Source organism: Candidatus Sodalis endolongispinus (assembly GCF_018777395.1).
Classification (GTDB): Bacteria; Pseudomonadota; Gammaproteobacteria; order Enterobacterales; family Enterobacteriaceae; genus Sodalis_B; species Sodalis_B endolongispinus.
In genome coordinates, this window is record NZ_JAFJYC010000002.1 from 745,665 (window position 1) to 769,771 (window position 24,107).

At 60.0% G+C, this 24,107-nt stretch carries 16 protein-coding genes and 4 pseudogenes; 14 read left to right on the top strand and 6 right to left on the bottom strand.

Annotation, left to right across the window (positions count from 1 at the left end; all coding sequences use genetic code 11):
* Positions 1 to 6 precede the first annotated feature (6 nt).
* The 3 genes from lolA to lrp all read right to left on the bottom strand — a co-directional run bounded on the left by lolA (position 7) and on the right by lrp (position 4,942).
* Positions 7 to 618 carry an outer membrane lipoprotein periplasmic chaperone LolA gene (gene lolA, locus JZM24_RS16710; protein WP_215671076.1) on the bottom strand — a complete coding sequence of 204 codons (612 nt, stop codon included), beginning with the start codon at positions 616 to 618 and terminating at the stop codon, positions 7 to 9.
* Positions 619 to 774: 156 nt separating this feature from the next.
* Positions 775 to 4,323, bottom strand: a complete 3,549-nt coding sequence (locus tag JZM24_RS16715) for a DNA translocase FtsK 4TM domain-containing protein (RefSeq protein WP_215671078.1) — start codon at positions 4,321 to 4,323, stop codon at positions 775 to 777.
* A 124-nt stretch (positions 4,324 to 4,447) separates the two neighbouring features.
* Positions 4,448 to 4,942 carry a leucine-responsive transcriptional regulator Lrp gene (gene lrp / locus JZM24_RS16720; protein ID WP_215671241.1) on the bottom strand — a complete coding sequence of 165 codons (495 nt, stop codon included), beginning with the start codon at positions 4,940 to 4,942 and terminating at the stop codon, positions 4,448 to 4,450.
* Positions 4,943 to 5,437: 495 nt separating this feature from the next.
* On the opposite strand from lrp, the gene trxB reads away from it, so the two are divergent.
* The 5 genes from trxB (at position 5,438) to infA (ending at position 11,294) form a co-directional block, all read left to right on the top strand.
* The gene (gene trxB / locus JZM24_RS16725; protein ID WP_215671080.1) at positions 5,438 to 6,412 is read left to right on the top strand and encodes a thioredoxin-disulfide reductase; all 975 of its coding nucleotides are present in this window, start codon (positions 5,438 to 5,440) and stop codon (positions 6,410 to 6,412) included.
* Between the two features lie 288 nt (positions 6,413 to 6,700).
* Complete coding sequence (gene cydD, locus JZM24_RS16730) at positions 6,701 to 8,464, top strand: heme ABC transporter permease/ATP-binding protein CydD (protein ID WP_215671082.1); 1,764 nt, start codon at positions 6,701 to 6,703, stop codon at positions 8,462 to 8,464.
* Positions 8,465 to 8,466: 2 nt separating this feature from the next.
* Positions 8,467 to 10,185: a heme ABC transporter ATP-binding protein/permease CydC gene (gene cydC, locus JZM24_RS16735; RefSeq protein WP_215671084.1), complete on the top strand. Its 1,719-nt coding sequence runs from the start codon at positions 8,467 to 8,469 to the stop codon at positions 10,183 to 10,185.
* 75 nt (positions 10,186 to 10,260) lie between these two features.
* Entirely contained in the window at positions 10,261 to 10,983 is a 723-nt protein-coding gene (gene aat / locus JZM24_RS16740) for a leucyl/phenylalanyl-tRNA--protein transferase (RefSeq protein WP_215671243.1), read from the top strand.
* 92 nt (positions 10,984 to 11,075) lie between these two features.
* Positions 11,076 to 11,294 carry a translation initiation factor IF-1 gene (infA, locus tag JZM24_RS16745; RefSeq protein ID WP_002211347.1) on the top strand — a complete coding sequence of 73 codons (219 nt, stop codon included), beginning with the start codon at positions 11,076 to 11,078 and terminating at the stop codon, positions 11,292 to 11,294.
* A 588-nt stretch (positions 11,295 to 11,882) separates the two neighbouring features.
* Here infA and clpA read toward each other — a convergent pair.
* Positions 11,883 to 14,159 carry an ATP-dependent Clp protease ATP-binding subunit ClpA gene (clpA, locus tag JZM24_RS16750; protein WP_215671086.1) on the bottom strand — a complete coding sequence of 759 codons (2,277 nt, stop codon included), beginning with the start codon at positions 14,157 to 14,159 and terminating at the stop codon, positions 11,883 to 11,885.
* 27 nt (positions 14,160 to 14,186) lie between these two features.
* Entirely contained in the window at positions 14,187 to 14,507 is a 321-nt protein-coding gene (clpS, locus tag JZM24_RS16755) for an ATP-dependent Clp protease adapter ClpS (RefSeq protein ID WP_215671088.1), read from the bottom strand.
* A 318-nt stretch (positions 14,508 to 14,825) separates the two neighbouring features.
* Here clpS and cspD point away from each other — a divergent pair, with 318 nt between their 5' ends.
* The 4 genes and pseudogenes from cspD (at position 14,826) to ltaE (ending at position 19,219) form a co-directional block, all read left to right on the top strand.
* On the top strand, positions 14,826 to 15,047 hold the full coding sequence (gene cspD, locus JZM24_RS16760; RefSeq protein WP_215671090.1) for a cold shock-like protein CspD: 222 nt from the start codon (positions 14,826 to 14,828) through the stop codon (positions 15,045 to 15,047).
* A 297-nt stretch (positions 15,048 to 15,344) separates the two neighbouring features.
* Positions 15,345 to 16,237 (top strand): annotated as a pseudogene (locus tag JZM24_RS16765) (LysO family transporter).
* Positions 16,238 to 16,380: 143 nt separating this feature from the next.
* Positions 16,381 to 18,092, top strand: a pseudogene (gene poxB, locus JZM24_RS16770) (ubiquinone-dependent pyruvate dehydrogenase).
* Positions 18,093 to 18,167: 75 nt separating this feature from the next.
* Positions 18,168 to 19,219 (top strand): annotated as a pseudogene (gene ltaE, locus JZM24_RS16775) (low-specificity L-threonine aldolase).
* Positions 19,220 to 19,405: 186 nt separating this feature from the next.
* Here the strand turns inward: ltaE and JZM24_RS16780 are convergent.
* Positions 19,406 to 20,229 (bottom strand): annotated as a pseudogene (locus JZM24_RS16780) (N-acetylmuramoyl-L-alanine amidase); the annotation flags it as partial.
* 147 nt (positions 20,230 to 20,376) lie between these two features.
* On the opposite strand from JZM24_RS16780, the gene JZM24_RS16785 reads away from it, so the two are divergent.
* The 5 genes from JZM24_RS16785 to artM all read left to right on the top strand — a co-directional run bounded on the left by JZM24_RS16785 (position 20,377) and on the right by artM (position 24,083).
* Positions 20,377 to 20,928, top strand: coding sequence for a lipoprotein (locus tag JZM24_RS16785; protein WP_215671092.1), 552 nt, complete (start codon positions 20,377 to 20,379; stop codon positions 20,926 to 20,928).
* A 279-nt stretch (positions 20,929 to 21,207) separates the two neighbouring features.
* A complete protein-coding gene (gene artP, locus JZM24_RS16790; RefSeq protein ID WP_215671094.1) occupies positions 21,208 to 21,936 on the top strand; it encodes an arginine ABC transporter ATP-binding protein ArtP in 729 nt (242 codons plus the stop codon).
* 21 nt (positions 21,937 to 21,957) lie between these two features.
* Complete coding sequence (gene artJ, locus JZM24_RS16795) at positions 21,958 to 22,689, top strand: arginine ABC transporter substrate-binding protein (protein ID WP_215671096.1); 732 nt, start codon at positions 21,958 to 21,960, stop codon at positions 22,687 to 22,689.
* Positions 22,690 to 22,698: 9 nt separating this feature from the next.
* Positions 22,699 to 23,415, top strand: a complete 717-nt coding sequence (gene artQ / locus JZM24_RS16800; protein ID WP_215671098.1) for an arginine ABC transporter permease ArtQ — start codon at positions 22,699 to 22,701, stop codon at positions 23,413 to 23,415.
* Positions 23,415 to 24,083: an arginine ABC transporter permease ArtM gene (gene artM, locus JZM24_RS16805; protein ID WP_215671100.1), complete on the top strand. Its 669-nt coding sequence runs from the start codon at positions 23,415 to 23,417 to the stop codon at positions 24,081 to 24,083. The genes artQ and artM overlap by 1 nt, the downstream gene beginning before the upstream one ends.
* Positions 24,084 to 24,107: the final 24 nt, after the last annotated feature.

The following is a 24,107-nucleotide window of genomic DNA, read 5'->3' on the forward strand; positions in this document are numbered from 1 at the left end:
GTTACCTCACTGGCGCTGGTCGTCCAGCGTCACGCCCTTCGGTAGTGTAAAGTGGAATTTGGTGTCGTCCACCGGGTCGTTCTTCTGGCTTTTCAGCTGATAGGCGCTGCGCTGGCCATCCTGCTCCACGGCGGTAAAACCGGTAATAGTGCCATTGGCGGTGACGTTAATCGTAAACTGCTTCAGGTTGCCGTTATCCGCTTTCGGCACCAGCGAAAAACTGTCGCCCTGCTGTTTCACATTATACTGCCCCCAGTCGGTGGATCTGTTGCGGGTGATTAACATAAACGGCGTGTTGCCGGTGGCGTTTTTCAGCCAGTTGGCGGTCGCCTGCTCAACAAAGGGATTGTAGAACCAAAGGGTTTTGCCGTCGGACACCAGTATGCTTTCATCCGGCGCGGTCATATGCCAGTTGAACAGATTCGGCCGTTTTATCCACAATTCGCCCTCGCCCTCCTGCACCACGCCGCCTTCGGCGCCGGTCACCCGCTGGGTGAAGCTGGCGTGGAAACTGTTGACCTGATTCAGACGGTTTTGTAGCACGTTGGCATCGTCGGCAAACGCCGGGGCCGCCAGCACGGCGGCAAATAGACAAGCAGTCATCAACCGTTTTTTCATTATTGGCATTCCTTGAGAAAGTAAGCCCGCGCGATCCCGTCCGAGGCGCGGTGACAGAATTAACTTTATCGGAAGATAAGCGGGACGCCATAGAAATATCCTCTGAAACGTCCCGGTTTACGCATCTTTGCACGGTGGCGCCCCGGCGAGAGGCGCTTACTCCTGTGACGGCGGGGACAACACTTCGCGGTTGCCGTTGTGGCCCAGCGGACTGACAATGCCTTGCAATTCCATTTGCTCGACGATCCGCGCGGCGCGGTTGTAACCGATGCGAAACTGGCGTTGCACGCCGGAGATCGACGCGCGGCGCTTGTCGATGACGAACGCCACCGCCTGATCGAACAGTGGATCCAGCTCTTTGTCGCCGTCAAGGCCGGCGCCACCACCCTCACCCTCGTCACCGGCGCTGGTGATGCTGTCGATATAGTGCGGCCGGCCGCGGGCTTTCCAGTCGCTAACCACCGCATGCACCTCTTCATCGCGCACAAAGGCGCCATGAACGCGCACCGGCAGCGAAGAGTTGGGCGCCAGATAGAGCATATCCCCCATGCCGAGCAGCGATTCGGCGCCGGCCTGGTCGAGAATGGTGCGGGAATCGATTTTGCTGGAAACGGTAAAGGCGATACGCGTCGGGATGTTGGCCTTGATGAGACCGGTGATAACATCCACCGACGGCCGCTGCGTCGCCAGCACCAGATGGATACCGGCGGCACGTGCTTTCTGCGCCAGACGGGCAATCAGCTCTTCCACTTTCTTGCCTACCGCCATCATCAGATCGGCGAACTCATCCACCATCACCACGATGTAGGGCAGCTTTTCCAGCACCGGTGGCGCCTCCGCCATGCCATCGCCGGGCTTCCAGAACGGGTCTGGCACCGGCCGGCCCATGGCGTCCGCCTGCTCAATACGTTCGTTATAGCCCGCCAGATTGCGCACGCCGAGCGCCGACATCAGCTTATAGCGCTGCTCCATTTCGCCCACGCACCAGCGCAGCGCGTTGGCGGCGTCCTTCATGTCGGTGACCACTTCGGTCATCAGATGGGGAATACCTTCATACACCGACAGCTCGAGCATTTTCGGGTCAATCATGATAAAGCGCACCTCTTTCGGCGTCGCTTTATACAGGATACTGAGGATCATGGCGTTGACCCCCACCGATTTCCCGGAGCCGGTGGTCCCCGCTACCAGCAAATGCGGCATTTTGCCCAGATCGGCAATCACCGGCTGGCCGCCGATATCTTTGCCGAGCACCAGCGCCAGCGGCGAGCGTGTCTCGCGGAATTTCTCGCAATCGAGCACTTCGCGCAGATAGACCGTCTGGCGCCGCTTATTGGGCAATTCCAGGCCAACATAGGGTTTGCCGGGGATCACTTCCACCACCCGCACCGCCATCGCCGATAATGAGCGCGCCAAATCGCGGGACAGATTGGAAATGCGCGCCGCCTTCACGCCGGGCGCCAGATCCAGCTCAAAGCGCGTAATCACCGGCCCCGGCGAAATGCCGACGACTTCCGCCTTGACGCGATAGTCGGCCAGTCGGGCTTCCACCAAGCGCGCCGTCTGCTCCAGGGCGAACATGTCCACCGGCTCTTCTTCCTGCGGCGGCGGAGTCAGGATATCCATGGTCGGTAGCGGCGTGGACGGTTTTTGCAGTGGCTGTTCCTGACGCATCAGGAACGGATGGATCAGACTGTCCATTGCCGGCGTCTGCGGCGCGGGCTGGCCGAATGGATTATCCTGCGGCGCGCGCGAGGCCGCGCCATAGCCCTGCGGCACGCCGTCGTCGCCAGCGCCATCATGGTCGTGCCAAGTGGCATCGTCGTCCTGCCAGCCGTCGTCCTCGCTCGGGTTGGCGGCGGACGGCGCATCGTCAAGGGTGCGCGCTGGCGCAAACCGCGCCTCCTGCGCCGCAAAATCAGCCTGCCGCCGGCTGTCCACACCTGCTGACATCGGCGCGCTACCTGCCGCGCGGAGGCCGTCGATATCGGCCGCCGGCGACAGCGGTGAGGCGCTGCCGTGCGCTGCGTGGGCATCATCGGGATAGCGTTGCCACTGCTGGCGGGCAAAATCCTCCGCCAGGCGCTGCTGCTCATCCCACGCGGCTGCTGCTTCCGGTGACGCGAACGCCGGCCTTAGCGTGGCGTCAACTGGGGACGCATCAGCGTTCTGCGCCGGCAGCGGATGGCCGTCGACGCCGTCAGCCGGCGCCAGCGAATCCGCTTGCAGACCGTCCTGGGGTGACCGCTGCTGGGAGGGGATTTTGATGCCGTACGAGGCGAGTTCACGCCGCGTCGGAATACGCACCGGGTTCGGGCGCGGCAGTTCCGGTCCAATGCCTTGTTTAACCTGCTGATTGTAGTCATTACCGCTGGCGGAAAACACCGGCATGAAGGTCAACGGCCTGCCCCCTTGCGCTGCGGCGGCAGCGCCTGCCGCCAGCGCACCGCTGTTTTGCTGCGCGACGGTGAAATCATAGGGGGTGTGCGGGGCATCAGGATCCCGTGGCCAGTCCCCATTACGCGGTCCCTCCTCTTGCGCGGCCAAAGCCTGCGGTCTGGCCGCCGCGCCGGGCAATTCAAACCGGTAATGCGGCACCTCATCGGCCTGCGCCGGCGGTAGGAAAGCAGACGGCGCAGGCTCGGCCCAGGCGCCCTCGGGGGGATAATTCACCCGCGCGCCGTTGGCGATGGGATCGCCGGCAATGACCTGACCCGCGACGGCGGGTGGAATAGCGCCCGCGCCGGGGTAAGCAGCCACACCCAGGGGGGCCGTCGCGCCCGTGGGCGCATTGGCGAAAGCGTCAGGGTGCGCCGCGTCATGCATCGTGGCGTCAGGCCGTTCGTTCTGCGGGTAAGCGGTCATGCCCTGCCCGGCGAGCGGGGTCGCCTCTGCGCCCTGGGCCAGCTCGCCGCGCCGCGCCGCGAGCGCTGCGGCCGATGGCCGCAACAGCGGATCGGGATCCGCCTCCTGCGTCGCGTACGGACGCAGCAGCGGGTCGTCATCGTCCTGCTCCCCGGCGCGCAGTGGAACATCGTTCGCCGATTCGGGGTCCGCCCGGCGGTAACCGTCATGCTCATCATCGTCGCGCCGGCTGCGGTTGGAGACAAAGGTGGCACAGCCGAGCACCACCGCGCCGATTTTCTCGGCGATGGTCAGCCACGACCAGCCGGTGAACAAGGTCAATCCCGATGCCCAGACGCACAGCAACGCCAGGGTGGCACCGATACCGTTGAACCACGGCAAAATGGCATTGCTAAGCAGACTACCGATAACGCCGCCAGAGGCAAAGTAGTAAAGATCGGCCACGTTTAGCGCAGCCAGGCCGCAGGAGGTCAGCAGCAGCGCCAGGCTCCCAATTAGCCGCAGCGAGAGACCAAACAAATCCACATAGTCACGCCTGTCGCGCTGGGCAAAGACGCTCCAGCAAAAGAACAGCATGATGGGCGGCAGCGCATAGGCCAACACGCCGAAGGTGAAAAACAGGGTATCGGCAAACCATGCCCCTACCCCGCCGCCCAGATTATGGATAGGCCCATGCCAGGCGGTCTGTGACCAGCTCGGATCGGAGGGGCTGAAGCTGACCAGCGCCACCATCAAATAAAACGCAAATATACCCACTACAACCAGCACAGCCTCCAGTAGCCGGCGGCCGCTGCTGAGTTTTTTGAGGGCGATGTCTTTATCTTCTGTATATTCCTGGCTCAAGAAAGGCTCTCCAGGTTCCTGTTAACCGATATAATAACAGCGCCGAGGTGCTGTCCGGCGCTGGGACCGTATGAATTCACAGGAGTGTAACCAAAACAAACCGTTTTTGCACCTGGAATGCTCCTTAACGCGTCTTTATGACCAGACGATTACTCTGTTTCACTTCTTCCATGACCACATAGGTCCGGGTGTCGTTCACGCCGGGCAGGCGCAGCAGCGTCTCGCCTAGCAGTTTACGATAGGCGGACATATCCGGCACGCGCGTTTTCAACAAATAGTCGAAATCGCCGGAAACCAGATGGCACTCCTGGATTTCCTCCAGCTTTTGCACCGCGGAGTTGAATTGCTCAAACACATCCGGCGCACCGCGGTTGATGGTGATCTCAACAAACACCAGTAACGACGCATCCAGATAATGCGGGTTCAACAGCGCCGTATAGCCCTGGATAAAACCCTGACGCTCAAGGCGGCGTACGCGTTCAAGACAGGGTGTGGGCGATAGCCCTACCCGCTTTGATAACTCGACATTGGAAATCCGCCCGTCCTTTTGCAGTTCATTCAGGATATTGCGGTCGATACGATCGAGATCTTTCCCCGGGCGCTTTTTGTTGTCTACCATCATTAGTGTCTCTCTCAATTCCTTCCCTGTACTTGCCATACCCTCACTAACTTCATTGTGTCAGGGGTTGTCTAAAGACCTGTTATCAGTTTTTTTTAAGGTCAACCTTTTCTGGAACCATTTAGAACCTGTCTGTCAACATATTCAACGGCAGCAGGGAGCACGGGACATACCGTTCAGGTCTGTCGCACGCAGGGCTTCGCCCCCCCACCGGCGCCAGCCACGGCCTGTTTAAATACCCGTCTAGATGTTTTCGCAAAAGCGCAGCCGATTGTCAAAGTAAAACGTTAAAAATCAGAACAACCTACCGGTTGTGACCGACATCCTTTGCCGTGTGGCGGGCTTAGCGAGGTTTTTTACCCGATGATGCCCTGCCGGCAGCCTTGATAGCCGCGATTAATTGGAAAAATCGTTAACTACTTTTTGCATCCTTTTTTAACTCTGGTAATTTTCTTACAATGCCCAGGTTAATGAGGCGACGACAACGAGGAAAATATGTCTACGGTGAAACACAGTAAATTACTCATATTGGGTTCAGGGCCGGCGGGTTATACCGCCGCGGTCTATGCCGCGCGCGCCAATCTGAACCCGGTTCTGATCACCGGTATGGAGCAAGGCGGACAGCTGACGACCACCACCGAGGTGGAAAACTGGCCGGGCGACCCCGAAGGATTGACCGGCCCGCTGCTGATGGAGCGCATGTACGCCCACGCCACAAAATTCAATACGGAAATCATTTTCGACCACATTACTCAGGTCAATTTGCAAACCCGCCCGTTACGCCTTGTCGGCGATAGCGGCGAATACACCTGCGATGCCCTTATCATCGCCACCGGCGCCTCGGCGCGCTATCTCGGTATGCCGTCCGAAGAGGCCTACAAAGGGAAAGGGGTTTCCGCCTGCGCCACCTGCGATGGCTTCTTTTACCGTAAGCAGAAAGTGGCGGTGGTCGGCGGCGGCAACACCGCCGTGGAGGAAGCTTTGTATCTGGCCAATATCGCCGAGGAAGTGCATTTAATTCACCGCCGCGACAGTTTTCGTTCGGAAAAAATCCTCATCGACCGCCTGATGGATAAAGTCAAGAACGGCAATATTGTGCTGCATACCAATCGTACCCTGGAAGAAGTGCTGGGCGATGAGATGGGCGTCACCGGCGTGCGTCTGAAAGAGGTGGCCGGCAGCGCCCATGAAGATCTGGCGGTCGCCGGGGTGTTTATCGCTATCGGTCACAGTCCCAATACCGCGATTTTCGGCGACCAATTGGCGCTGCAAAACGGCTATCTGCGCGTGCAGTCCGGTATCAATGGCAACGCGACCGCTACCTCGATTCCGGGCGTATTCGCGGCCGGCGACGTGATGGACCACAACTACCGCCAGGCGATCACCTCCGCCGGGACCGGCTGTATGGCGGCGCTGGACGCCGAACGATATCTCGACGGCCTGGCCCCAGGCCGGATCCCTTTGAGATAGCACTATCGCTGCGCGGCAGGGCCGGTGTGTCGCCCTGTTGCCGCCAGGATTGCTCAGGGCGGCCAACGGCCGCCTTTTCTTTGCCCCGCCCCCGTGCATATTTGCGTGCGCGCGTGCACTTCGTGCCGGCGTGGCGGACGCGCGCTAATTCACCGGCAATGATTTTCACCTCGCCCGCAACAGGGTAAGATGTCGGCGCACCGGCGCTGCAGAGCATTCCGGTCTCGCTTCCCGGCATGGGATTTCCAACGTTAACCGTCTGCCGTTCCGGCTGGAAACAGACTTCCAATGAATAAGAATCGACAACAAATCCTGGTACGCTGGCTCCGATCGCAAAGTAAGCGGGTAAACTGCTGGCTGCGCCTTTCCCTGCTACTCGGCCTGATAAGCGCCGTCATTATCGTTGCCCAGGCCTGGGCGCTGGCGGGTTTGCTACAGGCATTGATCATGGATAACACCCCGCGCGCCAACCTGACCGGCGACTTTGTCGCTCTGGCGGCGTTATTCGCGCTGCGCGCGGCGGTCAACTACGCCCGTGAACGGGTGGGCTTTATCGCCGGCAGTTTGCTGCGTCGCCAAATCCGTGCCCAGGTGCTGGACAGCCTCGCGCGTTTGGGGCCTGCCTGGATCCGCGGTAAGCCCGCCGGCAGCTGGAGCAGCATGTTGCTTGAGCAAATCGAGGATATACACGATTTCTACGCCCGCTATTTGCCGCAAATGTCGCTGGCGGTGCTGGTGCCGCTGTTGATCCTTATCGTAGTGTTTCCCATCAACTGGGCCGCCGGGCTGATTCTGTTTTTAACCGCGCCGTTGATTCCGCTGTTCATGGCGCTGGTCGGCATGGGCGCCGCTGACGCTAACCGCCGTAATTTTCTGGCGTTAGCGCGCCTGTCGGGCTACTTTCTCGACCGGTTGCGCGGGCTGGAAACCTTGCGGCTGTTCTTTCGCGCCGAAGCGGAAACGGAAGAGCTCCGCCGTGCGACCGAGGCATTCCGTCAGCGCACCATGGAGGTGTTGCGACTGGCGTTTCTTTCCTCCGGCGTATTGGAGTTTTTTGCCTCGATTTCCATTGCCGTGGCGGCGGTGTATTTCGGCTTCTCCTACTTGGGAGAGCTGAATTTCGGCAGCTATGGCACGGGCGCCACGCTTTTCGCCGGCTTTCTGGTGCTGACTCTGGCGCCGGAATTCTTTCAGCCGTTGCGCGATCTGGGGACGTTCTACCACGCCAAAGCCCAGGCGGTGGGCGCCGCGGAATCGCTGGTCTCTTTTTTGGAACATGACGATAAAACCCAGGGCACCGGCAGCGAAACGCCCGTCCCGGGGCCGGTGAGTATGCTCGCCCGCGATCTATGGGTGCTGGCACCGGACGGCAGCGAACTCGCCGGACCGCTGAACTTTTCCCTTCCGGCGGGCCAGCGGGTGGCTATCGTTGGCGCCAGCGGCGCGGGCAAGAGCTCCCTGCTAAGCGTGCTGCTGGGGTTCCTGCCCTATCGCGGTTCGCTGCAGGTCAACGGCCGCGAGCTGCGCGCGCTCGCACCGAGTCTGTGGCGTGAACGATCAAGCTGGGTCAGTCAGAATCCGGCGCTGCCGGCGGTAACGCTGCGCGACAATATCCTGTTGGGCGCCCCGGCCGCAGACGACGCGCAATTGATGCAGGCGGTAAAGGATGCCTATGTGGCAGAGTTCCTCGCTGCGTTGCCCGACGGACTGGATAGTGCCGTCGGCGAAGACGCCGGCCTTCTCTCCGTGGGCCAGGCGCAGCGTGTCGCCCTGGCGCGCGCGCTAATCCGCACCCCCGATCTGCTGTTGCTTGACGAGCCCACCGCCAGTCTTGATGTCCACAGCGATCGGCTGGTGATGCGCGCGCTGGAAAGCGCCACGCGTCGTCAAACCACGTTGCTGGTAACGCATCAGCTACAGGCTATCGCCTATTTTGACGTGGTCTGGGTGATGCACGACGGTGTCATCGCCCAACAGGGGCCCTATGCCGACCTTGCCGTTAGCGACGGGCCGCTGGCCGATTTGATTGCTTCCCGAGCACAGGAGCTGTAGCCATGCGCACATTACTGCCCTATTTGGCCCTCTACCGCCGCCACGGCGGACAACTTACCCTTGGCGTGCTGCTCGCTATCATCACGCTGCTGGCCAGCATCGGCCTGCTGACGCTCTCCGGTTTGTTCCTCGCCGGTGCGGCGACCGCGGGCGCCGCCGGCCTGTACAGCTTTAACTATATGCTGCCCGCCGCCGGCGTGCGCGGCGCGGCAATTACCCGCACCGCCGGCCGCTGGGCGGAGCGGGTAGTCAGCCACGATGCCACCTTCCGCGTACTCCAGCATCTGCGGCTTTACACCTTCAGCCGTATTCTTCCTCTTTCACCCGGCGCCACCGCCCGCCTGCGCAGAGGGGAACTGCTCAACCGCCTGGTGGCGGATGTGGATACGCTGGACCACCTTTACCTGCGGGTTATTTCCCCGCTGGCGGGAGCGCTGGTGGTCACGCTGACGGTGAGCGCCGCCCTTTGTCTGCTGGATCCGCGAGCGGGCTTGACCCTTGGCGCTATCATGCTGGCGATTCTGGCGCTGTTGCCGCCGCTGTTTTACCGCGCCGGCAAACCGGTGGGCGAGGCGTTAACCGCCCTGCGCGCCGATTACCGTCTGCAGCTTACCGCATGGCTTTCCGGCAACGCCGAGCTCACCCTGTACGGCGCCGCCGAACGCTATCGCCACCGGCTGGAGGCTACCGAACAGCGCTGGCAGGCGCTACAGCGCCGCCAAAGCGGGCTGGGCGCCGGCGCACAAAGCCTGTTGCTGGGGCTGACCGGCCTGACATTGACCTGGGTGCTGTGGCAGGTCGCCGGCGATGGCCCATCCGGCCCGCTGATAGCGCTGTTTGCCTTTGCGACACTTGCGGCTTTCGAGGCGCTGGGTCCGGTGGCTGTAGCGTTTCAACATCTTGGACAGGTGATCGCCTGCGCGGTGCGCCTGAACGCCCTTGTCCAACAGCCGCCGGAGGTGATTTTTCCCGCCGCCGGTCCTGCGCCGGCCGCCGGCGGCGCCCTCGTCGTCAGGCGGGTACGGTTTCACTACCCTGAGCAGGTCGCCCCCGCTATTGACGATCTGACCCTGGCGGTGGCAGCCGGCGAGCATATCGCTCTCCTTGGCCATACCGGCAGCGGTAAATCCACCCTGCTGCAATTGTTGACCCGCGCCTGGGATCCCCAAGAGGGGGAGATTAAGCTTAACGACGTGCCGCTGCGCGAGTGGAGCGAAAGCGCGCTGCGCGCGATGACCGCCGTGGTGGAGCAACGCGTCCATATTTTCAGCGCCACGTTGCGCGATAATCTCCGCCTGGCGGCGCCGGACGCCGACGATGAGCAGTTATGCACCGTCGTGCGGCAAGTGGGCCTTGACAAACTGCTGACGGGCGAAGGGCTCAATGCCTGGCTCGGCGAGGGGGGACGTGCGCTTTCCGGCGGTGAACAGCGCCGCATGTGCATCGCCCGCGCGCTGCTGCGCGACGCGCCGCTGTGGCTGCTCGACGAGCCCACCGAGGGGCTGGATGCCGTTACCGAACAGCAAATACTGCACTTGCTCGGCACGCTCGGCCAAGGGCGGACGGTAATCATTGTTACACATCGGTTGCGGGGACTGGAACGTTTGGACCGCATTTGTATTCTGGATCGCGGCACCCTCATCGAACAGGGGAGCCATCAGGCGCTGATGGCGCAGCGCGGACGCTATTATCACTATCACCGGCCGGTAGAGGTATACTAGTCAACGATAAACCCGATGCCGGCCGGTGTTCGCCTGCAGGCTTTGTTCAGACGGATTGGAGTAGTCATCGGCAGCGTGCGACTTTACCGGCTTTCACCAGACTCTCTGCATTTCCCACCGCCGCACGCCGCGCTCAGCGAGCCTAATGGCCTGCTGGCTTTCGGCGGTGACTTGTCGCCGCAGCGGCTGCTGCAGGCTTATCGGCAGGGGATTTTCCCCTGGTATTCTCCCGGCGATGCCATTTTGTGGTGGTCGCCGGATCCCCGTGCGGTGCTGTTTCCGCACGCGTTCCATCACAGCCGCAGTTTTAACCGCTTCTCTCGCCGTTGTCGCTGGCGCGTCACGCTAAATCAGGCGTTCGCCGATGTGGTCGCCGCCTGCGCCGAGCGCGGCACGGAAGGCAGCTGGATCGGTCCGGAAGTTGAAATCGCCTATAACCATTTGCACCAGCTCGGCCATGCCAATTCAGTCGAAGTGTGGGACGACGAGACGTTGGTCGGCGGCCTGTATGGCGTGGCGCAGGGGGCGCTGTTTTTTGGCGAGTCGATGTTTAGTCGCCGGCCGAATGCATCAAAATTGGCGCTGGGGAGTTTTTGTCGTTATTTTATGCATCAGGGCGGAAAAATGGTAGACTGCCAAGTGTTGAATGCGCATACCGCATCGCTCGGCGCGCATAATATTGCACGCGGCGATTTTCTGGCTATGCTTACGCAATTACTGCCTTTATCGCTGGCGGCCGGCTGCTGGCAACCGCAAACCCTCTCCACCGTCCTTCCTGATTCTGAAAGCGGCAGATGATGCGGCTTTCTTCATCATTTCTTTACATAATGAGGGTTTTTCGGCATTATCTTGCCGGTTAAAAACTATGGTATTCACACCTAGAGGATTCGATGGCCAAAGAAGACAATATTGAAATGCAAGGCACCGTACTGGACACGCTGCCTAACACCATGTTCCGCGTGGAATTGGAAAACGGACATGTGGTGACCGCACATATCTCCGGTAAAATGCGCAAGAACTACATCCGTATTCTGACGGGCGACAAAGTCACCGTTGAGCTGACCCCGTACGATCTGAGCAAAGGCCGCATTGTCTTCCGCAGCCGCTGAGAGTATCTGAGCGCGTTGCCCCGGGCGGTACCGGTGATAATTATCGGCATCATGATGCGCGATAATTCCCCCTGCCGCGCCCCCGGTGAATATGTCTACCCGCCATAACGGCTGAAGAAGGCGATGACCCAGACACCGGCTATCCGGCTGCGTAATCCGGGCTATCGCCCCTCTCAAGCCGCTTCGCGTTGTGCCGCACCGGCTGCCACTGCCCGCCCCGCTTATCGCGACCCGCACCGCATTCGCCTGCGCTATTATCACCCGCGTGCCCCCAGACGGCGCCGCCAGGCTTTCCTCTGCGCCCTTATGCTCCGCTTGCCAACGGCCTGCGCGGTGATTAACGGCAAGCCATTCAACGGCGCGCCAGGCTTTCCCCTGTGCCCACTGTCGCCATTCCGTGAAAATGACCCGCCTGCCGTCTACGTACCTGGACATGCCATCGCCCCATGGTCGCCGCCGCCTACCCGTACTCCCCCTTTGCGCGCGGGATAACCTGGCGCCGCCGCCGGCGCACCGTGATGGCCGCCGCCGTGGCAAAAAAAGGCAATAACCGTAGGTATCGCCCTGCTCAGGCCGTGCCACCAAGGGTTAGTGCACCGCGCCCTCGGCTTTGCGTTTCTGTGCGCTAAGGAACTGGTATTTGAGGGTTTGACTCTCTTTGTCCAGTTCGACCCGCACCGAACCGCCATCCACCAATGAACCAAACAGCAGTTCGTTGGCCAGCGGTTTTTTCAGGTTCTCCTGCATGACGCTGGCCATCGGCCGGGCGCCCATCGCTTTGTCGTAACCTTTGTCGCTAAGCCAATTGCGCGCATCGTCGCTGACTTCCAGCGAAACGCCTTTGGCGTCCAGCTGCGCCTGCAGTTCGACGATAAACTTGTCGACCACCTGCTGAATAACGTCGGTGGAAAGATGATTAAACCAGATGACGTTATCGAGACGGTTACGGAATTCCGGCGTAAACACCTTCTTGATCTCCGACATGGCGTCCGTGCTGTTATCCTGCTGAATCAGCCCTATCGACTGGCGCTGGGTTTCTTGTACGCCGGCATTGGTGGTCATCACCAAGATCACATTACGGAAATCCGCCTTGCGACCATTGTTGTCGGTCAGCGTGCCGTTATCCATAACCTGCAGCAACAAATTGAACACATCCGGATGGGCCTTCTCGATTTCGTCAAGCAACAGCACGGAGTGCGGATGCTTCAGCACGGCATCGGTCAGCAACCCGCCCTGATCGTAGCCCACATAGCCGGGAGGCGCCCCAATCAGGCGGCTGACGGTGTGCCTCTCCATGTATTCCGACATATCAAAGCGCAGCAGTTCGATATCCAGCGCTTTGGCCAGCTGCACCGTCACCTCGGTTTTACCGACGCCGGTCGGGCCGGCAAACAAGAAGGAACCCACCGGCTTATGATCCTGGCCCAGCCCGGCGCGGCTCATTTTGATGGCCTCGGTCAGCACTTCGATAGCCTTGTCCTGACCGAAGACCAGCATCTTCAGACGATCGCCCAGATTTTTCAGCACGTCGCGATCGCTTGCCGACACCGTTTTCTCAGGGACACGGGCAATACGCGCCACCACCGACTCGATATCCGCCACGTTGACGGTTTTCTTGCGCTTGCTGACAGGCATCAGCCGGCTGCGGGCGCCCGCTTCGTCGATGACATCGATGGCTTTATCCGGCAGATGGCGGTCGTTGATGTATTTCACCGCCAGCTCCACCGCCGCCCGTACCGCTTTGGCGGTATAGCGCACATCGTGGTGGGCTTCGTATTTGGTCTTCAGCCCGGTCAGGATTTGCACCGTTTCTTCCACGGTCGGTTCCGTAATATCTATCTTTTGGAAACGACGCGCCAGCGCGCGGTCCTTTTCAAAAATATTGCTGAATTCCTGATAGGTCGTTGAGCCCATCACGCGGATTTTGCCGCTGGAAAGCAGAGGCTTAATCAGGTTGGCGGCATCCACCTGCCCGCCCGACGCCGCACCGGCGCCGATGATGGTATGGATTTCGTCGATAAACAGAATACTGTTCTGGTCCTGTTCAAGCTGCTTGAGCAACGCCTTAAAGCGTTTTTCAAAATCACCGCGGTACTTGGTGCCGGCAAGCAATGACCCGATATCCAGGGAGTAAATGGTGCAGTCAGCGATGACTTCAGGCACTTCGCCGCGCACGATGCGCCAGGCAAGCCCCTCCGCGATGGCGGTTTTACCCACCCCGGATTCCCCCACCAGTAGCGGGTTGTTTTTCCGGCGGCGGCACAGAACCTGAATGGCACGCTCCAGCTCGCGGTCGCGGCCAATCAGCGGGTCAATGCCGCCAACGCGCGCCAGCTGATTAAGGTTGGTGGTGAAGTTTTCCATACGCTCCTCCCCGCCTGACTGCTCTTCGTTGACCGGCGTTTCAGGCCCGGGTGCCTGCGTCTCGTCTTTTTTACGCGTACCGTGGGAGATAAAATTTACCACGTCCAGCCGGCTGACATCATGCTTGCGCAGCAAGTAGGCCGCCTGGGATTCCTGCTCGCTGAAAATCGCCACCAGCACGTTAGCACCGGACACTTCGCTGCGTCCAGACGACTGGACGTGGAAGACCGAACGCTGCAGCACGCGCTGAAAACTGAGCGTGGGTTGCGTTTCACGCTCTTCATCACTGGCGGGTAAGGTCGGTGTGGTTTGTTCGATAAAGGCTTCCAACTCCTGGCGCATGGCCACCAGATCGACCGTGCACGCCTCCAGCGCTTCGCGCGCCGCAGGGTTGCTGAGCAGCGCAAGCAGCAGATGTTCCACGGTCATAAATTCATGCCGGTGCTCACGCGCTCTGGCGAAAGCCATGTTTAAACTGAGTTCCAGTTCTTTATTGAGCATTGGCACCTCCCCAAATAGATTGCCTTTTCAGGCTTTTTCCAGCGTACAAAGCAACGGATGCTCGTTTTCCCGGGCATAGCGGTTGACGTGAACCGCCTTGGTTTCCGCGACCTCCGCGGTGTAGATTCCGCAGACGGCCTTTCCCTGATAATGGACCCTAAGCATCAGTTGCGTTGCACGTTCAACATCATAAGAAAAGAACTTTTGCAATACGTCAATAACAAATTCCATTGGAGTATAGTCGTCATTGATAAGTATGACTTTATACATAGACGGGGGTCGTACCGCATCTTTCACCTGTTCTTCAGCTAGATGGCCCTCATCCAGCCTGTCGCTTGTCTTACCCATCGTGTTGTTCCAACGCTAAATCATCACCGCTGCGCTAGAGCAGCCCCCTTTCTTTCATCTTACCATTGGACTATCAAAATAGCCGCCGGCAGCGTCAGGATTTTGTCCGGGTGTGCCGGCAACGGTCAGAAAAAAACGTCTTAAATCGTTAACTGCTTCAACGTTTGATAATGTCGTCAGCCAACTCTTTAGCCACCGCTTGATCTCTTATCGCTATCCTCTAGAGTGTAGAGGCATAAGCGGATGCGGGTAATCAGCCGCTTACGACGTCAACTATCCTCATCACATTAAAGCTTCGGTTGCGAGGGATGTAGAAACATGGAGACGGGTAAAGTTAAATGGTTCAATAACGCCAAAGGTTTTGGTTTTATCTGCCCGGAAAACGGCGGCGAGAATATCTTTGCGCACTATTCAACGATCCAGATGGACGGTTACCGGACGCTGAAGGCCGGGCAAGTCGTCAGATTCGAGGTTCATCAGGGGCCCAAATGGAACCATGCGAGCCTGATTGTGCCTGTTGAAGCCGAGACTGTTGCCTAATAACGCGCCTCGCAATTAAAGGTGTCACCGCATGAAATGCCAGCCTGTTGCTGGCATTTTTTTCTACCTTTGACGCCTGCATACTCTCAAGTTATAACACTTTTCTTTTACGACGCAAGTTTAATTATGCGATAAATCGCCTGCTCAGCGCTGGTCGGCGGGCGAAGTGTTTTTTCTCAACGCTGCCCTTTACAGCGCAGGCGCTTTTCGCTAGCGTGTGACGGTCGAGCGCCACACTAGGTCATCTGGCGTGCAGCGGTCAATCGTCCCGCTGCGCCATAAGGAAGTGGTCTGTTCATGTATGCCAGTCTATTGCTTATTCTTGTTCCGCTCATTGTCGGCTATGTGCTGCCCCGCCTGCCAGCTGGCTAAAGGGGGTTAATCGCGCCTTGAGCGCCATGGTGTATGTCATTCTCTTCTTGATGGGCATCAGCCTGGCCTTTTTGCCGAATCTCGCCAGTAACCTGCTGCGCATCGGTGTTTATACCGCCGTCAGCGCCCTGTGTATCCTGGCGATGAATGTGCTGGCGCTAGGGCTGCTTGAAAAAGCCCTGCCCTGGCGGGGCGCCGTCGCGTATACGCCGCCGCCCTCCCGCTGGCGCATGATCCTGGACTCGCTCAAGCTCTGCGCCGTGGTGCTCGCCGGCTTTGCGCTCGGTCTGACCCATTGGTCCTGGTTCAGCCTGGCGACCCGGGCCAGCGAGCTCCTGCTGATCCTGCTATTGTGGCTGGTGGGGATCCAATTACGCAACAGTGGCATGACGCTTAGGCAGATACTCCTCAATCGTCGCGGGTTGCTGGTTGCGCTGGTGGTGGCGGTGAGCGCTCTGGCCGCCTTGCTTCTGGGGCTGCCGCTGTCAACCGGTATGGCTCTGGCCTCCGCCTATAGCTGGTATTCGCTCTCGGGCATTTTGATGACCGATGCTTTCGGGCCGGTCATCGGCAGCGCGGCGTTTTTCAACGATTTACTGCGCGAACTGCTGGCCATTATGCTTATCCCGCTATTGATACGGCATCGCCGCACCACGGCGCTGGGATTATGCGGTGCCACTTCGATGGATTTCACCCTGCCCGTGCTGCAGCGCAGCGGCGGAACGGAGATCGTCCCCGCCGCAATCGTGCAGGGTTTTCTGCTCAGTCTGATGGCGCCGGTACTTATTGCTTTGTTTTCGGTACACGCCAACGGCTGAACAGGCTGACGCCCCACGCTCTCTTCGGCCGCTGTACGTCGCGCGGCCATAATTCCTTACCCCCACGGCACCGATAGGGTCTACCCTATAACCAGACGCCCGCCCGGCGCGGCGCTGCCTAGACACTCTCTGCGGAGGTAACCATGAAAGACACTGTAGCGGCGATGATTGCCCATACTTTGGAACAGGCCGGCGTAAAGCGGATATGGGGGGGTAACCGGCGACTCATTGAATGGCCTGAGCGATAGCCTTAACCGGATGGGCACTATCGCGTGGCACGGCACGCGCCATGAAGAGGTCGCCGCTTTTGCGGCCGGCGCCGAGGCCCATGTCACCGGCCAGCTCGCGGTCTGCGCCGGCTCTTGCGGGCCGGGTAATCTGCATTTGATAAACGGGCTGTTTGATTGCCACCGCAACCAGGTGCCGGTGCTGGCTATCGCCGCCCATATTCCCTCCAGCGAAATCGGCAGCGGCTATTTTCAGGAAACCCATCCCGCGTCGCTGTTTAGCGAATGCAGCCACTATTGCGAACTGGTGTCCAACCCGGAACAACTGCCGCAAGTGTTGGCCATTGCCATACGCAAAGCCATCATCGATCGGGACGTATCGGTGATTGTCCTGCCCGGCGATGTCGCCCTCAAGCCGGCGCCGGAAGGGGAACGGCCGGACTGGTACACCCCTTGCGCGCCGCTGACGGTGCCGCCGATAGGCGAGCTGGAGAAACTCGCCGCCCTGCTCAATGACGCCCGTAACGTGACATTACTGTGCGGCAGCGGCTGCGCCGGCGCCCACGACGAGGTGGTCGCGCTGGCCCGTCAATTGCAAGCGCCGGTGGTGCATGCCCTGCGCGGCAAAGAGCATCTGGAATGGGACAATCCCTTTGACGTGGGCATGACCGGCCTCATCGGCTTCTCTTCCGGCTATCATGCGATGATGAATGCCGATACCCTGGTGTTGTTGGGTACCCGTTTTCCCTATCGCGCGTTTTACCCGCCAAAGGCGCGCATCATCCAGATCGACATCGCACCGGGCAGCCTGGGGGCCCATTGTGCGTTGGATATGGCGCTTCTGGGCGATATCAAATCCACTCTGGCGGTGCTATTGCCGCGGCTGCAGGTAAAAAACGGACCGGACCTTTCTCGATAAGGCGCTGGCGCATTACCGCGACACCCGTCGCGAGCTGGACGCGCTGGCGCAGCCGAGCGGCGAGAAAGCGATTCATCCGCAGTATGTGGCCCATGAAATCAGCCGCCTGGCGGCCCAGGACGCGATATTTACCTGCGACGTGGGGACGCCGACGGTTTGGGCGGCCCGCTATCTGACCATGAACGGCCGCCGTCGGCTGCTCGGATCGTTTAATCACGGCTCAATGGCCAACGCCATGCCGCAGGCGCTGGGCGCTCAGGCCGCCTTTCCCGGCAGGCAGGTGGTGGCGCTGTGCGGCGACGGCGGTTTCACCATGCTAATGGGGGACTTTTTGTCGCTGGCGCAGATGAAATTGCCGGTGAAAATCGTTATCTTCAATAATAGTGTGCTGGGTTTTGTCGCGATGGAAATGAAAGCCGGCGGCTATCTTACCGACGGCACCGATCTGCAAAATCCCGATTTTGCCGCCATCGCCTGCGCCGCGGGCATCAAAGGTCTGCGGGTGGAAAAATCCGCCGCGCTGGCCGAGGCGTTCGCCTACGATGGCCCGGTGGTGGTGGACGTCGTCACCTCCAAAGAGGAACTGGCGATGCAGCCGCAAATCAAATTTGAACAAGCGAAAGGCTTTAGTTTGTATATGCTCCGCGCCATCATCAATGGCCGCGGAGATGAAATCGTCGAGCTCGCCAAAACCAACTGGCTGCGTTAAGCGCCGGCCGGAATGCCGTTTCCCGGCGCCGGCCCGTTAAACAGCCGCAAGCCCACTACGCAGGATGGGATTTGCATGATTGATTTACGCAGTGATACCGTGACTTTTCCCACCGACGCGATGCGTCAGGCCATGGCCGCCGCCGACGTTGGCGATGATGTGTATGGGGACGATCCCACGGTCGCGGCGCTGGAGGCCGATGGCGCGCGGCTGGCCGCCAAAGAGGCGGCGCTGTTTTCACCCAGCGGTACCCAGGCCAATCTGGTGGCGTTATTGACCCATTGTCAGCGCGGCGAAGAATATATCGTCGGGCAAAAGGCCCATAATTATCTGTTCGAGGCGGGCGTCGCCGCGGTGCTCGGCAGTATACAACCGCAGCCGCTGGATTTTGCCGATGACGCCACGCTGCCGCTTGATAAGGTGGCGGCCGCCATCAAACCGGACGATTTCCATTTCGCGCGCACGCGGTTGCTCAGTCTGGAAAATACCCATAACGGCAAGATCGTTCCGCAGGATTATCTGCGTCAGGCGTGGGAATTGACCCGCGAACGGCAGCTGGCGCTGCATATCGACGGCGCGCGGATTTTTAACGCTGCGGTGGCGCAGGGCATTCCTTTAAGCGAGATCAGCCAATATTGCGATACGCTGACCATTTGCCTTTCCAAAGGCTTGGGCGCCCCGGTAGGTTCCCTTGTGTGCGGTAGCGAAACCTACATCGCCGGCGCCAGACGCTGGCGGAAAATGGTGGGCGGCGGTATGCGGCAGGCGGGGATCCTGGCCGCCGGGGCCCGCTACGCGCTAGAGCATCATGTTACCCGCTTGCAAGAGGATCATGATAACGCCCGCTGGCTGGCGAAGCAGTTGGCGCAACTGGGGGGGATATTGTCGCGCCGGGGGCGCAAACCAATATGGTGTTTATCCGCCAGTCCGCCGATTTGGCGGCCAGACTGGCGCCCTGGATGTGCGATCACGGTATTATTATCGCCTCAGGCACCCTCACCCGGCTGGTGACGCATCTCAACGTTAGCCGTCAGGATCTGGCAAAGGTCGTCGACTGCTGGCGGACGTTTCTCGCCCACCATGACTCACTGGTCGCCGCCCCGTCTACCAGTGTCTATTTCCGATAACGCCCGCAGCACCGCGTCCGTCTCGGCATCCGGCTGACCGCAGTAGTGGCGCGGCCGGCCTGCGCGTGAGACGCCGCCTCGGTCTCCCGTGTCTATTTCCAATAACGCCCGCAGCACCGCGTCCGTCTCGGCATCCGGCTGACCGCAGTAGTGGCGCGGCCGGCCTGCGCGTGAGACGCCGCCTCGGTCACCCGTGTCTATCTCCAATAACGCCCGCAGCACCGCGTCCGTCTCGGCATCCGGCAGACCGCGGTAGTCGCGCGGCCGGTAGTGCATCTGAAACGCGCGCAATGCCCGGCGCTGTAGCGTTTGGGGCATATCGGGCGTGACATCATAGCCCAGTTGCACCATGCCACGCAGTATTGGTGCTGCCGCCGCCGGCGCCTGCGGGTCTCGTCCGGCGAGAACATAATTTACCCGCGCCGCCTGCGGCCAGACGCCTACCCCGGCGGCCGCCAGGGAAACAGCGGGCCGGGATCCTGTTTACGCCGCCAGGCAATATCGCTATGTCCCACCACATTGAACGGCATGATGGCATGGCGGCGCAGAATATCGCGGCACAGCGCCGTCACCACCGCTATCTGCTGCGGCGGCCAGGGCGCCCAGCGCAGATTGCCGTCGGCGCCGCGCCGGTAACCGTCATTTTCAAGCTCGATGCCGATCGAGGTATCGTTGAGATTGGTGCGTCCACGCCAGTAACTCTCTCCCGCATGCCAGGCGCGACGCGATTCATCCACCAACTGCAGTACCGTCGGCGCCCGGTCGTCGCGCGGCGCGGGCACCAGATAATGGGCGCTGACCGGCCCCCGGGTCAGCGTGGTCAGGAAGCGATCGTAATCGTCCGCGGTGTAATGCAGCACCAGCAGCGTTATGCGCTCATCCTGGCTGAGCGCCGGGTGCGAACGGTACAAACGGTAACCGCGCGGCGCACAGCCTGCCAGCATGAGCAGCGCAATGAGCACTGTCAAACGCGGCCGGCGCCACGGCGCGCATGGGGATAAGAGCGACATAATGATCCTCGGTTGTCTAGCCTGGAAGGTGTCGCGAACCCCGCCGGCGGTAAAGTGCGCAATAGCACGGCGGGTGCTACAACCCCATGATAATTCTCTATACTGTAGAATAATGGGCTCTCTTATACTTCACTTTTAAGGCCGACAATGAAAAAGACATCGCTGGTCCTGTTGCCATTAATGTTGACCCTCAGCGCCTGCAGCACGGTCAAACCGGCCTATGATGATGTGGGCAGCCGCAGCGCCCCATGCGTACAGGGCGGTCCCGATAGCGTGGCGCAGCAATTCTATGACCTACGTTTGCAGCCGGGCAATCAGGGAAAACCCGATACCGCCACCCTGGCCCGCTACCGCCCCTATTTAAGTACCGCGCTCTATCATAGTTTGGCCGAAGAGGGCCGCAGTGCGCAAAAACTGGCGCGTTTGCCGGCGATGGACATCTTCAGCGGCGATAGCCTCGGCCCGACGACGGCGGACGTGCATAGCTCTTCCAGGATCCCCAATACCGACGCTAAAAACATTCCGCTGCGGGTGGCGATGTCGCGACACCAAAACGGCGATCGGCCTGATGTCGCCTGGCAGGTCGAAGTGCTGATGATACGTGAAGGCACTTGCTGGGTCGTGGACGACGTGCGCTATCTGGGCGCCGCGCCGCCCGCCACCGCCGGCACGCTGCGCCAAACGCTGGAACTACGCTGACGCCCTCTGGCGCCAGGCGCCCACCGAGGGCAACTTACTGACGCCGTCTGACGTCCAGCGCCACCCACGAGCGACACGCTGGCGCCGTTTGGCGCCCTAAGCGCGATAGCGCTAACGCCCCCCATAAAGCATAACCCGGTGCAAAAGCCGCCGATACTGCTGCTTTGCGCTAGGACTCGTATTATTATCATCATAATTGTAAATTTTCTACGTGGTGGATTGCATCGGCGCTGGTGCGACGTTACCATCTGCCCACCAATGGCTATTCAGTTTATTCGCATGAGTATTCAACTTAACCGCATCAACTGCTTTTATGGGGCGTATCAGGCGCTGTTCGATGTCACCCTGACCTGCCCGGCAGGTGAAACGCTGGTCTTGCTCGGCCCGAGCGGCGCCGGCAAAAGCTCGCTGCTGCGCGTGCTTAACCTGCTGGAAATGCCCCGCGACGGTGAACTGGATATCGCCGGTAATCATTTCGACTTCAGCCGCGCGCCGGAGGTCAAATCTATCCGCGCGCTGCGCCAGAACGTCGGCATGGTGTTTCAGCAATACCATTTGTGGCCCCATTTAACGGTGCGCCAGAATCTGATTGAAGCCCCGTGCCGGGTTCGCGGGCTGGATCGCCAGGCGGCCAACGCGCGCGCGGATAAGTTACTCGAACGCCTACGGCTCACTGATTACGCCGATCGTTTTCCGCTGCACCTGTCCGGCGGTCAGCAGCAGCGGGGGGCTATCACCCGGGCGCTGATGATGGAACCGCAGGTGCTGTTATTCGATGAACCGACGGCGGCACTGGATCCGGAAATCACCGCGCAAATCGTCAGTATCATTCGTGAGCTGGCGCAGACCGGTATTACACAGGTGATTGTCACCCACGAAGTAGAGGTGGCGCGCAAGACCGCCAGCCGGGTGGTGTATATGGAAAACGGCCGCATTGTGGAACAGGGCGACGCCAGCCATTTCGCGCAACCTCAAACCTCCGCGTTTGCGCAGTATCTATCGCATTAATCTTTTCGGGAATTGCTCAAAATGAATAAAATCGTCCTTGCCACGCTGCTGGCCGCTCTGTCAACCGGCGTCAGCGCCTCGGAAACCGTGCGTTTCGCTACTGAGGCAACTTATGCGCCGTTTGAGTTTGTCGGCGCTGATAATAAAATCCAGGGCTTCGATATCGATCTGGCCAATGCGCTGTGCAAGCAGATGCAGGCGGAGTGCACCTTCACCAATCAGGCGTTCGACAGTTTGATCCCCAGCCTGCGTTTTCGCCGCTTCGATGCCGTGATTTCCGGTATGGATATCACCCCGGACCGCCTTAAGCAGGTCGCGTTCACGCAGCCCTATTATGAAAACTCGGCTGTCTTTGTTGCCCAGAAGGGCAAATTCACCGATATGGCGTCGCTGGCCGGTAAGCGCGTCGGGATGCAAAACGGCTCCACCCACCAAAAATACCTGATGGATAAGCACCACGAAATCACCGCGGTGCCTTATGACAGCTATCAGAACGCCATTCTGGATTTGAAAAACGGCCGGCTGGACAGCGTGTTTGGCGATACCGCCGTCGTCAACGAATGGCTTATGAAGGACGCCGGCCTGGCGACCGTCGGCGACAAAGTCACCGATAAAGCCTATTTCGGCACCGGCCTGGGTATCGCCGTACGACAAAATAACACGGCGCTGCTGGAGAAGTTTAACCAGGCGTTGGACAAGATTAGGCAGCACGGCACTTATCAGAGCCTGTATCAGAAATGGTTTAAGCAGTAAGTTACCTCGATGACGGAACTCATTCCCATCGCCACCGCCGCGGGGACCACCCTCGCCCTAGCGCTGTGTGCGCTGGTCATCGGCCTGATTTTGGCCATGGGCTTCTCCGCGCTGGAATCGGCACGCTGGCGCTGGCTGGCGCTGACCGGCACTACGCTTGTCACGCTGCTGCGCGGCCTGCCGGAAATACTGGTGGTGCTGTTTATCTATTTCGGCGCTTCGCAGTTACTGGTCACGCTGGCGGACGGCATGACCCTGCAACTGGGTTCGCTGCACATTACGCTCGCGCTGCCTATCGATAATTTCGACGTCAGTCCTTTTCTCTGTGGCGTGATTGCGTTGGCGCTGTTGTATGCGGCCTACGCCTCGCAAACGTTACGCGGCGCCCTGAAAGCCATCGCGCAGGGTCAGTGGGAGTCGGGGCAGGCGCTCGGGATGAGCAACGGCGCGACGTTTTTCCGGGTGATTTTGCCGCAAATGTGGCGTCACGCCCTGCCGGGGCTGGGGAATCAGTGGCTGGTGCTGCTGAAGGACACGGCTTTGGTGTCGCTGATTAGCGTCAACGATCTGATGTTGCAAACCAAAAGCATCGTCAGCTTTACCCAACAGCCGTTTACCTGGTATTTGCTGGCGGCGTGCGTTTATCTGGTGATTACGCTTTTCAGCCAGGTGGTACTGCGCGCCTGCGAACTGCGCGCCACGCGCTTTGACAAGAGGGCATCCTGATGACCGGTTATTTGCTGGCGCTGCTGCCCGGGCTACCGGTCAGCCTGTCGCTCACGGCGATAGCGGTACTGGCGGCGCTGGTGCTAGCGCTGCTGTTTACCGTCATCCTTACGTTGCGTACGCCCATACTGGCGCCGCTGGTAACGGTCTATATTACGCTGTTCACCGGTACGCCGCTGTTGGTGCAGATCTTCCTTATCTACTACGGACCGGGACAATTTGCCGGCCTGCGCGCTATCCCCTGGCTGTGGTCGTTTTTATCCCAGCCTTGGCTGTGCGCCATGGTGGCCCTGGCGCTAAACAGCGCCGCCTACAGTACTCAGTTGTTTGCCGGTGCGATGCGCGCCATTCCCGACGGGCAATGGCAATCCTGCGCGGCGCTCGGCATGAACCGCTTGCAGTCGCTGCGGCTGCTGCTGCCGTTTGCCATCAAGCGCGCCCTGTCCTCTTACTCCAATGAAGTGGTGCTGGTGTTCAAGAGCACCTCGCTGGCCTATACCATCACCCTGATGGACGTGATGGGGCAAAGTCAGCTCCTTTATGGCCGCACCTATGATGTGATGGTGTTCGGCGCGGCGGGGATTATCTATCTGTGCGTCAACGGCGTGCTGACGCTTTTAATGCGTAGGCTGGAGCGGCGGGCGCTGCGTTTCGAGCAGCGCCATTAACGCGCGCGGCGCCCGGCACGGTGC

What these genes read in the sequence shown, in the direction of transcription:
- lolA (WP_215671076.1), bottom strand. Translation starts at nt 618, where the DNA reads ATGAAAAAACGGTTGATGACTGCTTGTCTATTTGCCGCCGTGCTGGCG.
- lrp (WP_215671241.1), bottom strand. Translation starts at nt 4,942, where the DNA reads ATGGTAGACAACAAAAAGCGCCCGGGGAAAGATCTCGATCGTATCGAC.
- trxB (WP_215671080.1), top strand. Translation starts at nt 5,438, where the DNA reads ATGTCTACGGTGAAACACAGTAAATTACTCATATTGGGTTCAGGGCCG.
- cydD (WP_215671082.1), top strand. Translation starts at nt 6,701, where the DNA reads ATGAATAAGAATCGACAACAAATCCTGGTACGCTGGCTCCGATCGCAA.
- cydC (WP_215671084.1), top strand. Translation starts at nt 8,467, where the DNA reads ATGCGCACATTACTGCCCTATTTGGCCCTCTACCGCCGCCACGGCGGA.
- infA (WP_002211347.1), top strand. Translation starts at nt 11,076, where the DNA reads ATGGCCAAAGAAGACAATATTGAAATGCAAGGCACCGTACTGGACACG.
- clpA (WP_215671086.1), bottom strand. Translation starts at nt 14,159, where the DNA reads ATGCTCAATAAAGAACTGGAACTCAGTTTAAACATGGCTTTCGCCAGA.
- clpS (WP_215671088.1), bottom strand. Translation starts at nt 14,507, where the DNA reads ATGGGTAAGACAAGCGACAGGCTGGATGAGGGCCATCTAGCTGAAGAA.
- cspD (WP_215671090.1), top strand. Translation starts at nt 14,826, where the DNA reads ATGGAGACGGGTAAAGTTAAATGGTTCAATAACGCCAAAGGTTTTGGT.
- JZM24_RS16785 (WP_215671092.1), top strand. Translation starts at nt 20,377, where the DNA reads ATGAAAAAGACATCGCTGGTCCTGTTGCCATTAATGTTGACCCTCAGC.
- artP (WP_215671094.1), top strand. Translation starts at nt 21,208, where the DNA reads ATGAGTATTCAACTTAACCGCATCAACTGCTTTTATGGGGCGTATCAG.
- artJ (WP_215671096.1), top strand. Translation starts at nt 21,958, where the DNA reads ATGAATAAAATCGTCCTTGCCACGCTGCTGGCCGCTCTGTCAACCGGC.
- artQ (WP_215671098.1), top strand. Translation starts at nt 22,699, where the DNA reads ATGACGGAACTCATTCCCATCGCCACCGCCGCGGGGACCACCCTCGCC.
- artM (WP_215671100.1), top strand. Translation starts at nt 23,415, where the DNA reads ATGACCGGTTATTTGCTGGCGCTGCTGCCCGGGCTACCGGTCAGCCTG.